Annotated in this window: 8 protein-coding genes, 1 tRNA gene and 1 pseudogene; 4 read left to right on the plus strand and 6 right to left on the minus strand. The window is 75.3% G+C overall.

Annotation, left to right across the window (positions count from 1 at the left end):
• Positions 1-43: 43 nt before the first annotated feature.
• On the plus strand, positions 44-1,093 hold the full coding sequence (locus ACZ6A9_RS08330; protein ID WP_468980830.1) for a C40 family peptidase: 1,050 nt from the start codon (positions 44-46) through the stop codon (positions 1,091-1,093).
• A gap of 40 nt (positions 1,094-1,133) precedes the next feature.
• Here ACZ6A9_RS08330 and ACZ6A9_RS08335 read toward each other — a convergent pair whose 3' ends face one another.
• From ACZ6A9_RS08335 to ACZ6A9_RS08345, 3 genes are all read right to left on the minus strand, one after another.
• Positions 1,134-1,592 carry a DUF4913 domain-containing protein gene (locus ACZ6A9_RS08335; protein WP_468980832.1) on the minus strand — a complete coding sequence of 153 codons (459 nt, stop codon included), beginning with the start codon at positions 1,590-1,592 and terminating at the stop codon, positions 1,134-1,136.
• 123 nt (positions 1,593-1,715) lie between these two features.
• Positions 1,716-2,549, minus strand: coding sequence for a hypothetical protein (locus ACZ6A9_RS08340; RefSeq protein WP_468980834.1), 834 nt, complete (start codon positions 2,547-2,549; stop codon positions 1,716-1,718).
• 109 nt (positions 2,550-2,658) lie between these two features.
• A complete protein-coding gene (locus ACZ6A9_RS08345) occupies positions 2,659-3,891 on the minus strand; it encodes a hypothetical protein (protein ID WP_468980837.1) in 1,233 nt (410 codons plus the stop codon).
• Positions 3,892-4,073: 182 nt separating this feature from the next.
• On the opposite strand from ACZ6A9_RS08345, the gene ACZ6A9_RS08350 reads away from it, so the two are divergent.
• Positions 4,074-5,663, plus strand: coding sequence for a glycosyl hydrolase (locus tag ACZ6A9_RS08350; protein WP_468980839.1), 1,590 nt, complete (start codon positions 4,074-4,076; stop codon positions 5,661-5,663).
• Between the two features lie 108 nt (positions 5,664-5,771).
• On the opposite strand, the gene ACZ6A9_RS08355 is transcribed toward ACZ6A9_RS08350, so the two are convergent.
• On the minus strand, positions 5,772-8,675 hold the full coding sequence (locus ACZ6A9_RS08355; protein WP_468980841.1) for an AfsR/SARP family transcriptional regulator: 2,904 nt from the start codon (positions 8,673-8,675) through the stop codon (positions 5,772-5,774).
• A 250-nt stretch (positions 8,676-8,925) separates the two neighbouring features.
• Here ACZ6A9_RS08355 and ACZ6A9_RS08360 point away from each other — a divergent pair, with 250 nt between their 5' ends.
• Both ACZ6A9_RS08360 and ACZ6A9_RS08365 read left to right on the plus strand, forming a co-directional pair.
• The gene (locus tag ACZ6A9_RS08360) at positions 8,926-10,350 is read left to right on the plus strand and encodes a hypothetical protein (protein WP_468980843.1); all 1,425 of its coding nucleotides are present in this window, start codon (positions 8,926-8,928) and stop codon (positions 10,348-10,350) included.
• Positions 10,351-10,458: 108 nt separating this feature from the next.
• Positions 10,459-11,538 (plus strand): inositol polyphosphate kinase family protein, encoded by a 1,080-nt coding sequence (locus ACZ6A9_RS08365; protein ID WP_468980845.1) that lies wholly within the window; start codon positions 10,459-10,461, stop codon positions 11,536-11,538.
• Between the two features lie 93 nt (positions 11,539-11,631).
• Here ACZ6A9_RS08365 and ACZ6A9_RS08370 read toward each other — a convergent pair.
• Both ACZ6A9_RS08370 and ACZ6A9_RS08375 read right to left on the minus strand, forming a co-directional pair.
• Positions 11,632-11,704: transfer RNA gene (locus ACZ6A9_RS08370), tRNA-Lys, on the minus strand.
• Between the two features lie 154 nt (positions 11,705-11,858).
• Positions 11,859-12,144, minus strand: a pseudogene (locus ACZ6A9_RS08375) (DEAD/DEAH box helicase); the annotation flags it as partial.

Genomic DNA, 12,144 nt, shown 5'->3' on the forward strand with positions numbered 1-12,144 from the left:
ACCGGTGCCCTGGTCCCCACCCGTGAAAGGAGCCGCGGCCCGGATGAGAACCGCACCGAACCCGCACCGGATCCGGACGGCGGCGGCCGTCACGCTGGTCTGCGCGCTGACGCTCACGGCCCAGTCCCCCGCCCGTGCCGACCCGGAACCGGTGCCGGGGACCCTCGCCGACGTGCGCGCCGAACTCCAGCGCCTGTACCGCGAGGCAGCCGTCGCCACGGACCGGTACAACGCCGCCGAGGAGAAGGTGACGCTCCAGCGGAAACGTGTCCGCGCCCTCGACGGCCGGGTGGCGACGACCGAGGCGCGGCTCGCCGGGCTGACCGAGCGCGCCGGGGCGGCCGCCCGTGCCCAGTACCGCGGGGGTGGCGAACTGCCCGCCGAGGTGCAGTTCGTCTTCGCCGGCCGGCCCGATCGCGCCCTGGACGACGCCGCCCGGACCCGGCAGGCGCACCGCTCCACCCGGATCCTGCTCACCACCCTGGCCCGCACCCGCGAGGAGCTGGGCGGGCAGCGGGACGGGGCGGTCGCGTCGCTGGAGGACCTGCGGAAGAACCAACGGGCCATGGACACCCAGCGCGAGCGGATCGAGAAGCGCATCTCCACCGCCGAGCGGCTGGAGTCCCGGCTCGCGGAGGAGCAGCGCCGGGAACTGGCGGAGCTGGAGCGCGAGGAGTCCGCCGAGGCGCAGGCGGAGTGGGTGGACACGGGCATTCTCGACCGGGTCGGCACCGAGGCGACGGCCGCCGGCCGCAAGGCCCTCGCCTACGCCACCCGGCAGATCGGCAAGCCCTACGTGTGGGGCGCGGAGGGCCCCGGCTCCTTCGACTGTTCCGGCCTCACCTCCCAGGCCTGGCTGGCCGCGGGCACCGTCGTCCCGCGCACCTCCCAGGAGCAGTGGCGCCGGCTGGACCGCGTCCCCGTGGCAGACATGCGCCCCGGCGATCTGATCATCTACTTCCCGGACGCCAGTCACGTCGGCATCTACGCGGGCGACGGCGACATGGTCCACGCCCCCCGTCCCGGCCGCTCGGTGACGGTCGCGCCGGCGGGGTCGATGGAGATCCTGGGCGTGGTGCGGCCCGACGCGTGACCCGGGCCCGACGCGTGACCCGGGGCCTGGGGCCCGGGTTTCAGTGTCCGGGGGCCGGCGGCGGGGGCGGGCCGAACGGGTCGAGGGCCTCGACGGTGGGCGCCTCCTTCGGCCGGTGGCCGCCGGGCTTGCAGCCGGAGAAGGGCCCCGAGGGGTCCCGGAGCGAGCCCAGCACCGGGAGCAGGTAGTCGCGGTGCCAGTTGGCGGGCCCGCACGCCCCGGCGTCCGGCCCGGTCAGCTCCTGCCACGCCAGCCACAGCCCGTGCAACTGGGCGACCGCCTCCCCGTGTTCCCACCAGCGGCCGCACCAGGGGGCCGTGGACGTGACCTCCCTGCCGTAGACCGGCAGCAGCACGTGATGGGTCCACAGGGTCAGCCGGCGCAGCGTCTCGGTGTACTCGGCTCCCTCCATGTAGAGGATGAACAGGGGGGCGGGGGGCGCGGTCGCCTCGTGCGACGCGTCGTCCCGCTCCCCGGCGGACACGGTGTCGGCGGTCATGCCCGCTCCCGTGGTCGGCTGTGCATGGGTGTTCCTCCGGTCCGTTTCGATCCGTGGGGACGCGCGCGTGGTGCGCCGGGCGGGAAGCACCGGCGCACCACGCGGACGGCGGCGGGGCGGGCGTCAGCCCTTCCTTCCCCGTCTTGCCGGCTTGTTCGAGTCCGGCTTGTGGGTACGGCTGGACGTACCGGTCGTGGTGGCGGACGACTCCTGTCTCCGGCCGCGCCCCCCGCCCCGGGAGGACTCGCTCGCGTGGGTGGGTGTCTGGGTCGTCGGGTTCTGCGGGGTCGGAGCCGGGGACTGCTGGTCGCCCCCGGCGCCGCTGGCCGCGTTCCACATCTGGTTGACCGACAGCGTGCTGGGGAACTGCTGGGCCGGCAGCTGCGGGGCCACCTCGGGCACGGACGAGGCCCGATGCGATGGCTGCTGCGACGCCCGGTACCGGTTCAGGGCGTAGTCGCCCGCCATGCCGAGCGACTGGACCGCGGCGCCCACGGCACGTCCCTCGGGCGTCGGCGCCAGCCCGTAGGCGGCGGCGCCGGCAGCCCGGGCCGCGCCGAGGACGCCCGCCAGCACGTCGGGCGGGTCGCTCGGGTGGGGCCGGAACGCCCTGGAGCCCTGGATGAGGACGGTCCGCAGCCCGTCGGCACCACTGAGCACGACGCCCCAGTTGTAGCTCGACCGGGCGCCCTGCGCCGAGTCGTTCAGCCCGGTTCCGATGCTCTGCAGCGCGACGGAGGCCGGCGCCAGCCCGTCGACGGCCGCGGAGACGATCTGGCCGCGGTTCTCCGCCACCCACCCGGCCGCGTCGCCGGCGTAGGTCATCAGCTGGGAGCCGGCGATGTAGTGGTAGGCCCTGGTCAGGGGGCTGTACCACTGCTCCGAGGCGAAGTCGTCGGGAGGCGGGGAGGGCGAGCGGGAGGGGCCCCGCTCGACGTCCTGCGGAGGGGTTGTCATGACGAACTCTCCGTCCACTGGGTGAGGCTGTCGGCCTCACAACGGGGTCGGCGCCCGCCGCGGTTCAGCGGGCCCGCCCCGCGGGGCGCTCGCGGCGGGCCCGGCGCGGTCACCTGAGCCGGTTCCTCACCGGGGCGGCGGCGGGCTGCACGGCGGCGGGCGAGGGCCGGGAGCCCGTGTGCCGCGTGTCCGGGGACGAGGTGGTGGACGTGGCCGGGAGGCGCGCGGCGCGGAGCCCCTCGGGGCCGAGCAGGGAGGGTGCGGCGGACTCGGCGCGCGGGTGCGCCGGGCTCACCGGCCGGGCAGGGGGAGGCACCGGGCTGGACAGGGGGCTCACCGGCCCGGCCGGGGAGGTCACCGGGCTCGACGGCGGACTCACCGCTTCGACCGCCCCGCCCGGCGGGCTCAGCGGACTCGGTGGCGGGCTCAGCGGACTCGGTGGCGGGCTCAGCGGACTCGGCGGTGGCCCGGCCGCCGAGGCACCGCGTGACGCCTGATCGATGGAGGTGAAGGCCTGACCGTCGTACACCGCCTCGTGCCCGCCCGGACCACGGAGGACGGCGCTGGGCGACGGCGGGTCCGGTACCGCTTCCCGTGCGGCGGCCGCCGGACGGGAGAAGCGTTCCCGGAGGGCCGCGAACTGCACGGCGTCGGCGGCCCTGATCCGTTCCCCGGCCCGGTCCATGGCCTCCGCGGCGGCCCACAGCGCGTCGCCGTCCGGCAGCGGCGGGCCCGCGTCCGGGGCGAGGGAGCCGAGTGAGGGCGCCTCCCGCCGCGCCGGGCCGGCAGCATCGAGGGCCGGCCCCTCCCGCAGCGCCTCCCTCTCGTACGCGTTGTTCGCGCAGCGTGCCGCCCACGGCATGCCCGCCGGGTCCTCGTCGTACGCCTTCCGCCACTTCCTGTCGGTCCTGAGCAGGTGCAGGACCGCGTCCTCGAAGGCCTCCCGCCGGTCGGGAGGCAGCCGGTCGATCCGCTCGACGATGCCCTCCAGGGCGCGGTCCCGGCCCTCCCCCGCGGAGAGCGGGGGACCGGCGGGCGGACCGGCCCCCGGTCCTGGCGGGCCCGGCACCGGCCGCGCCTCCGGTGCCGCGCCGTCGGGCGGCAGCCCGGTGTCCGCTCCGTACGACGGCGGCGGCGCGTTCCGCGAGCGGCCGATGAGATCACGCCACGCGTCCCGCAGCGCCGTCCAGGCGCGGGCCGCGAAGTCCGTCCCCCGCGCGCGCCGTCGGCGCTCGTTCCTCCGGCGGTACTCGGTCCTGATCAGCTCCCGGGCCAGCCCGGCCTCCGGGCCCTGACTGGTCAGCCGGTTCGGTCGGCGGGGAGCGGGGGTGGCGTCTGCCATGGTCGCCCTTCCTCTCGGCACACCGCACGACGGGCCGGCCCCCGCGAGCGGTTCAACGGCCGGGCGTCCGCCCCGGCGCCGCGGTGAACCGTCCGGCGCGCGCATCCGTCGTGCCTGCGCGGATCACCGCCGCCGGCGCCCCGTTCGCCGGACCCGTGCGAGAAGAGGGAGAGCCACATCTCATGCGCAGACGCACTTCACTCCTGCTGGCCCTGTTACTGGTGATCGCCGGTGTGACGGGCACCGTCGTCGCGGTCCAGGCACAGCGGTCCGCCGGCACGGACATCGACGGCGGGAACGTCGCCGGCACCGCCGACCACACCGTCACCTTCGTGAACCGCACGGACAGCCGGATCTGGGTCGGCAGCACCGTCAACGCCGACGGATCGGCCGCGCTGACCGGACTGCCGGTGGTGGATCCGGGCGGGTCCGCCACCATCACCGTCCCCGAGCACCAGGGCGCCGGGCACTGGCGCGGCACGTTCTTCGCCCGCCAGGGCTGCACCGGAGAGGAGGGCAGCACCTTCCACTGCGCCGTCGGCGACTGCGGACCGTACGCCGGGCACTGTTCCACCGGTGAGCAGCCGGTCAGTCTGGCGGAGTTCAACTTCGACCCCGCCGACGCCCTCGCCCCCTGGTACGACGTCAGTTACGTCAACGCCGTCTCGGCGGCCGTCACCATCACCCCGGACGGGGTCGAAGCGCCCGCCGACGGCGAGTGCGCGGCCGTCGGCTGTGCCGAGGACCTGCTGTCCGCCTGCCCGGCCGACAACCTGGTCAAGGACCCGGCGACGGGCCGGGGGCTGGTCTGCGTCAACCCGAACCGGGACGCCAGGACCCCCTACAGCGACGCGATGAGCCGGCAGTGCCCCACCGCGTACGCCTGGTCCAAGCACGACACCGAGCCGGGCAACCAGGTCGTACGCCAGTGCGCCCGGTGCAGCGGTCTGACGGTCACCTTCCACGGCGGCGGCACCCCCGCCCCCGCACCCGTCCCCGCACCCGCCGCCCAGCCGGCAGGCCAGGGCGACCAGGCCGCGACCGCCCCGGTGCGCCGGGGCGTCGCCCTCAACCCCGTCGACGGCGCGGACCGGGCGCTCGCCGACACCGGGGCGTCCTGGTACTACAACTGGGCCTCCTCGAAGGGCACGTTCGCCGGACCGGAAGGCGCCGAGTACGTCCCGATGATCTGGGGCCCCGGCTCGGTCACCGACGCGGAGCTGGGCCGGGCCGCCCAGGAGGGCACCCACCTGCTCGGCTTCAACGAGCCCGACCTGCCGGGCCAGGCCGACATGACGGTCGAGCAGGCCCTCGACCTGTGGCCCCGGCTGGAGGCCACGGGACTGCGCCTGGGCGCACCAGCTGTCGCGTTCGGCGGCGACGTGGAGGGCGGCTGGCTGGACCGCTTCATGCGGGGCGCGGCCGAGCGGGGCCTGCGGGTCGACTTCATCCCCCTGCACTGGTACGGCGGCGACTTCGGACCCGACGCCCCCGAGCAGCTGCGCCGCTACCTCCAGGCCGTCCACGACCGCTACGGCAAGCCCGTCTGGCTGACCGAGTACGCGCTGACGGACTTCTCGGGGCCGACTCCCCGCCACCCGGACGAGCGGCAGCAGACCGACTTCGTCAGGTCGTCGACGGCGATGCTGCACGGTCTGGACTTCGTGGAGCGGTACGCCTGGTTCGCCCTGTCCACCGCGACCAGCCCGACCGGTCTGTACGACGGTGCCACGGCGAACGCCTCCGGACGGGCGTACCGGGAGGCCGGCTGACGGAGCGTTGAACCGTCCGCGCGGGCCGCCCGTTGTAGCGGGGAGGGCTCACCGGGCCCGTCCGGGGCCCGGGCGGCGCCCCATATCCGGGATCGGGGGAGATCCATGTCAGGCGCTCCGCGCGGACGCGGTCCCGTCGTCGGCCGCGCGCCGCGCGCGGCCCGGCGGGCGGGCGAGCCGCTCGCGGGCCTTCTCCGCGTCCGGGTGACCGAGTTCCACGAAGATCTCCAGGGCCCGCCGCCAGCTGGTGCGGGCCTCCTCCTCCCGGCCGGCGTCGAGCTGGACGTCGCCGAGGTTGCTCAGCGAGTGGCCCTCGCCCCACCGGTTGGCGATGACCCGGTGGGTGGCCAGCGCCCGGTGGTAGTGCGCGACCGCTTCGTCGTGGCGGCGCAGGCGGTGGTGGACGGTGCCGAGGATGTCGAGCGCGACGCCTTCGACCCAGCGGTTGTCGCTCGCGCGCAGGACGGTCAGCGCCTGCTCCAGGCAGGAGATCGCCTCCGGGAACCGGCCGAGCCGCTGGTAGGCGTCGCCCAGGTTGGTCAGGGCGATGCCCTCGCCCCAGGCACTGCCGAGGACCCGGTCGATGGCCAGTGCCCGGCGGCTGTACTCGACGGACTCCTCCAGCCGCCCGGCCTGGAGGTAGGCGTCGCCGAGGTTGCCCACCGCTCTCGACCTGCCCGTCACGTCACCGAGCCGGCGGTACAGGGCCAGCGCCTTGTGCTGGTGGTCGATGGCCTCCTCGACCCGGCCCACGAAGCGCAGCGCGGCAGCGGTGTCCGACAGGGCCTGGGCCTCCCCGACGTGGTCGTCGGCGGCGCGGGCGGCGGCCAGGCCCGTGCTCGCGGTGTCGAGCCAGTCGTGGAGATGACTGCGCAGGTAGAAGAAGCCCCACAGGACGGCCGGCAGGCGCCAGGCGAGGTCCGGCCGGCCGCACGCGGCGGCCTGGTGCACCGCGCTGACCAGATTGGCGCGTTCGCTCTCGCACCAGTCGAGGGCCTGGTCGTGCCCGGTGAACTCCAGCGGCCGGCACGACGGGGGCGGGGCGGGCAGCGGGACGCGCGCGCGGTTCGGGGTGATCAGCGGGTAGGTCGCGTCGGCGGAGTGCAGGTACCAGGCGAGCAGCCGTTCGACGGCCCGTTCCCGCTCCTCGGGCGGATCCTCCGCGCGGACGCGCTCCCCGGCGTAGACCCGCAGCAGGTCGTGCAGGGTGTAGCGGCCGGGCAGGCGCTCGATGACCAGGTGGGCGCGGGTGAGCTCGGCGAGGAGGTTTCGGGCCTCCTGCGCACGAAGCCCGGCGAGGGCTGCCACGGCGGGGCCGGAGACGTCGGGGCCGGAGTGCAGGCCCAGGAGACGGAACAGGCGCGCGGCCGGGCCGGAGAGCGCCTTGTACGACCAGGAGAAGACGGCCCGTACGTCGGTGGTGATGTCGTCGCCCCCGGTGAAGGCGTCGAGGCTGCCGTGGCTCTCGCGGACCTCCTCGGCGATGGTGGCGAGCGGGAAGCCGGGGTGGCCGACGGCGTGGGCGGCGACGATGGCCAGCGCCAGCGGAAGCCGGGCGCACCGGGTGATGATCTCGTCCGCCGCTTCCGGTTCCGCGGCCAGCCGGTCGGCGCCGAGGCGCCGGGCCAGCAGGTCGTGCGCCTCGGCGGTGGTCAGCTGGTCCAGGGTCAGCGGGAACGCCCCCTCGCCGACGACCAGCCCGGTGAGCCGGCTGCGGCTGGTGACGATGACCAGCGAGCCGGGCGACCCCGGCAGCAGCGGGCGCACCTGGTCGGCGTCGCGGGCGTTGTCGAGGAGGATCAGCACGCGCCGCTCGGCCAGCATGCTGCGGTACAGCGCCGCCTGGGCCTCCAGGCCGGCGGGGATGTTCGCGGGGGGAACGCCGAGGGCGTCGAGGAAGACGCGGATCGCCTCCTCCGGCGTCACCACGGTGCCGGTCGGGTCGAAACCGCGCAGGTTGACGCAGAGCTGTCCGTCGGGGAAACGGCCGGCGATCTCGTGGGCCCAGTGGACGGCCAGGGTCGTCTTGCCGATGCCGCCCATCCCGCCGATCGCGCCGATGACCACCGTGGCGGGTGTCCGTCCGTCCTCGGGGAGGAGGGCGCGGACGCGGTCGAGCTCGGTCTGCCTGCCCACGAACGTCGGCAGGTCGGCGGGGAGTTGCGCCGGGCGCGTGGCCGGGGCGGGAGGCCGGGCGGGCGGGGACTGGGCCTGCTGCCGGGGCGGCAGGAGCCCCAGGGACTCGTCGGCCGCGAGGATGCGGTCGTGCAGCTCCCGCAGCGCGGCGCCGGGCTCGATGCCCAGCTGGTCCACCAGGGTCCGGCGGGCCGTGCGGAAGACGGCCAGCGCGTCGGCCTGCCGTCCCGAGCGGTACAGCGCCAGCATGAGCAGCCGGCTCAGCTGTTCCTTCATCGGGTACGCGCGGGTCAACGCCATGAGGTCCGCGATGACTTCGGCGTGCCGGCCGAGGTCGAGGTCGTTGTCGATCCGGAACTCCAGCACGGCCAGCCGTTCCTCGTCCAGGCGGGCGCGCTCCGCCTCCGCCAGCGGGCCGGGGATCCCGGCCAGCGCCGTCCCCTGCCATCCGTCGAGCGCGGCGTGCAGCAGGTCGGCGGCGGCGGACGGAGCGCCCTCGGCGCGTGACGCGCGGGCGCGGGCGACCTGTCGGCGGACGACCGTCAGGTCCAGGGCGTCCTCCGGGGCGCGCAGGAGGTATCCGTCGCCCACCGAGACCACCACCCGCGGACCGCCGGCCGTGTTCCTGCCGGGTTCCAGCACCTTGCGCAGCCGCGACACGTAGGTCCGCAGGACGGACACGGCCGCCGCCGGCGGCCGCTCGCCCCAGACGCTGTCGATGAGCTCGCCCAGGGTCGCGGGACGCCCCCCGCGTAACAGAAGGGCGGCCAGCACCGCCCGCTGCTGCGGCGAGCCGAGTTCCAGCTCCTGTTCCCCGCGCCAGGCCCGGACGGGCCCCAGCACAACGAAACGCAGCGAGTTGTCAGTTGCGTTCACTTCTCGAACTCTAGTACCCGGCGTCACCGGCGCCGGCGGCTTGGCGGAACGTGCCGTTCCGTACCGTACGCACCGTCCTGTCGGCCTGCTCCGCTCTCGTCGGCCGGTTCCGGCCCGCTCCCCGACCGGACGGCGCGGCGCTGAACCCGGCGGGCCCCGGCGCCCGTTGCGGTACGCGGGGACCGCGCGGCGCAGGCCCACGGGCGGCCGCGCGGCGCCGGAAACCGTTCGCCGACGAAGGGACAGACGCATGAGCCGGGACGAGGCAACGGACGAGCCGAGGCCGGGGGACGGACACGACCGGCCCGGGGGACCGGGAGGTCAGGACGGTACGGAGACGGCCTCGGGGGACTCCGGGACGGCGGCGCGCTTCGCGGTGGTCATCTCCGCGGACGGATCGGCCTCCATCGACGGACAGCCCGTACCGGTGGCGGAGGGGGAGCCGCTGGACGCTGCGATCCTCGACGCGCTGCACGCGCACGCCGGCCGCCGGAACACCACCGTCACGGCGTCCATCTCCGACCCCTCCGCGGACTACGTGGCCCTGGTCGAGGTCGCGCCGGACGGTTCCAGCAGGCTCGTGGACCAGCCGGCCCAGGACACTCCGGCCCCGCCGCCCCCGCCCCCGGCGCGGACGGGCCGGCCGGGCGGCGACGGACCCGGAATCTCCAGCCCCGCGGACTCCGGCGGTCGCGGCGGTCCCGACGGCGAGGCGGATGCTCCGCCGCGGCGGCGGCCGACCGCGGTGGGGCCCGCCCGTTCCGCCCCCCGGCCCGCACCGGTCGGGAAGGCCGGCCGCAGGGACGGGCCGCGCCAGTCGGACGACGAGTACGCGCCGCCCCGCCTGCTGAACCGGCCGCTGGTCGTCGGTCCGGTGGCGCTGATCGTGGCGGCCCTCGTCATCACTCCGCTGGCCGTGCTGGGCAGCGGAGGATCGAACGAGGCGGAGGACCGGCGGCAGAACGCCCGCTCCAGCCACGAGACACCGGCTGCCTCTCCGTCCGGTGAACCGCTGCCGACCGTCTCGGTGTCCTCCCGCACCCTCCCGCCGCCCCCGCCCACCGGGTCCGCCGGCCCCAGCGCCACGCCCCAGCGCGGGAAGACCACGGAGCCCGGCCCGAAGAGCACCGTCACCGTGACCGCGAGGCCGCCGCGGGCCACCGCCACGGTGACGGCGAAACCCGCCCAGGAGACCGCCGCCGACGCCGTGAAACGCCTCGCCGCGGCCGACCCCTCGGGCCGGCACATCTGCTACCGCGCCTACGTCACCGGGAAGGGCTGGCAGAAACCGGTGTGCGACGGCACCCTGGCCGGGACGTCGGGACAGGACCGCCCGGTCAAGGCCCTCAACATCGCGGTGCACGGCACCGGCGGATCCGCCGCGAACGCCTTCGTCCACCGTCCGGGCTCCAAGGACGGCAAGGGCGTGTGGAAACCGAAGTGGACGGCCGTCATCGCCGACGGCCGGAACAACTACGTCGGCAGCACCGAGCGCGGCGCCCCGGACATGCTGGGCTTCGCCGTCAACGTCGGCAGCGGACGGATCTGCCAGACCACGCGGGTGCGCGACGCCGACTGGGGCGCGCGGAGCTGCGCCGACGCCCGCCCCGGATTCCTCTTCGGCGGCACGCTCGCCAACGACTCCTGGCTGGAGGCCGTCCGCCTCACGGTGTGAACGGCGGCACGGTCCGCGCACCGGCCGGTCCCCGCGCGTTGAACCCGCGCCGCGCGGGCGTCCGTAGTGCTGTCGACGTACCGGCGGAGCACGCGACAGGAGACCCGTATGACCACACCGGCCGATGTCACCTACGAGGAGCAGACGTTCCCGACCATCGCCGAGGCCGAGGCGGCGGCGGCCCGCGAGGGCCGGCGGTCCGCCTCGCCGGAGCCGAACGTCAACCAGGGCGGGCACGGCGGGATCAGACCGCTCGGCGAAGCCCGGCAGATCCTGGAGAAGCCCGCCCCGTACGACGCCGTGGAGAACGAGTTCTACCGGCGGGTGCGCGCCGGAGACTATCCGCACTTCACACCGGTCGTTCCGGCCTCGTACACGGCCGAGCAGGTGCGCGCCGCGCTGGGTGACGAGCTGAGCCCCGCGGACAGCGCCGCACTGGACGACCGCCGGAACATCTACATCGAGAACATCACGGCCGGTCTGGACGGGCCGAAGACCCTGGACACCAAGATCGGCAGGTCGACCACGAGCTACCGGGAGAACAGGGCGCAGCAGGACAAGTCCGTGGTGGAGGCCGGGTTCAAGAGCTTCAAGTTCGTCTTCGCCGACCTGGCCACCGGTTCGACCGCGCGCGGGTGGCGCGTCGTCGCGGGCTCGGACGCGAGCGGCAACCGTGTCCTGGACGGAGCGCAGTCGTCGGAGATCCTCAGCAGGTTCTCCGACGACCCCGCGGTGTGGGACGGGCTGATCACCAGGATGACGGCCATCAGGGACGCCGCACGGAACTCGGACCTGGGCTTCGTCGCGGCCAGCGTCTTCTCGGTGCACGGTACGAGCAACGGCGAGACCAGGGTGGACGCCCGGCTCATCGACTTCGCCCACGCGATCGACGCACAGCGCCCCTTCAAGCAGAGCCCGTCCCCCAGCCCCGAGGGCAGCCCCCGCCTCGGCGGCGGGCAGGCGCCGGCCCGCGACCTGACGGGCCTCAAGGACACCTACCGGCGCCAGTTCATCTCGGGGATGACCCATCTGATCGAGGACGCCACGCGGGTCCGCGCGACGAAGGCCGCGCGGGCGACGATGAACCCCGCGCAGGCACACGCCCGCACCGCGAGCTCGGACCCCTCCGCGCCCGCCGCGACGACGCGGGGGCAGGGACAGACCAACCCCGCGGGCCCCAGGCGCTGACCCCGCGGCGAGGACGACGAACGCCCCGGCCGATCGGAACCGGCCGGGGCGTTCGTCGTCGCGGCCGGAAGCCGTACTCCCGCCCGCCGTCGGTAGGCCCTGTGGGACTCGAACCCACAACCAATGGATTAAAAGTCCACTGCTCTGCCAATTGAGCTAAGGGCCCCTGACGATGTTGCCTCCCCGAGCATAGCGGGACGTGGCCGGGTCTCCGATCGGGTATCGGTGAGGCGGGCCCTTCCGTGTCCCCCGGGGAACGCGGAAGGGCCCGCGCGAGCAGGTGTCGCGGGGGCCCTTCCGGTCATTCGGGTGAGGACCCGTCAGCCGTTGCGCTTCCAGCGCGGCTTGTCCTCGCGGCGGCCGAAGGAGCCGCCGCCGCGGTGGTCGTCACGACGGCCGTACGGGCGGTCGTGGGCGGCGCCGGAGCGGAAGCCCGGACGGTCGCCCTGGCGGTCGCGGTTGAACGGGCGGTCGCTGCCGCGGTGGCCGGCGCGGTCACCGCGGTCGTCGCGGCGGAAGCCGCCACGGTCCCGGTCGCGGTTGAAGCCGCCCCGGTCGTCACGGCGCTCGAAGGAACGCCCGCCACGGTCACCGTCACGACGCTCG

The sequence above is a fragment of the Streptomyces sp. NPDC041124 genome (assembly GCF_055592385.1).

What these genes read in the sequence shown, in the direction of transcription:
- ACZ6A9_RS08350 (WP_468980839.1), top strand. Translation starts at nt 4,074, where the DNA reads ATGCGCAGACGCACTTCACTCCTGCTGGCCCTGTTACTGGTGATCGCC.
- ACZ6A9_RS08340 (WP_468980834.1), bottom strand. Translation starts at nt 2,549, where the DNA reads ATGACAACCCCTCCGCAGGACGTCGAGCGGGGCCCCTCCCGCTCGCCC.
- ACZ6A9_RS08330 (WP_468980830.1), top strand. Translation starts at nt 44, where the DNA reads ATGAGAACCGCACCGAACCCGCACCGGATCCGGACGGCGGCGGCCGTC.
- ACZ6A9_RS08335 (WP_468980832.1), bottom strand. Translation starts at nt 1,592, where the DNA reads ATGACCGCCGACACCGTGTCCGCCGGGGAGCGGGACGACGCGTCGCAC.
- ACZ6A9_RS08360 (WP_468980843.1), top strand. Translation starts at nt 8,926, where the DNA reads ATGAGCCGGGACGAGGCAACGGACGAGCCGAGGCCGGGGGACGGACAC.
- ACZ6A9_RS08365 (WP_468980845.1), top strand. Translation starts at nt 10,459, where the DNA reads ATGACCACACCGGCCGATGTCACCTACGAGGAGCAGACGTTCCCGACC.
- ACZ6A9_RS08345 (WP_468980837.1), bottom strand. Translation starts at nt 3,891, where the DNA reads ATGGCAGACGCCACCCCCGCTCCCCGCCGACCGAACCGGCTGACCAGT.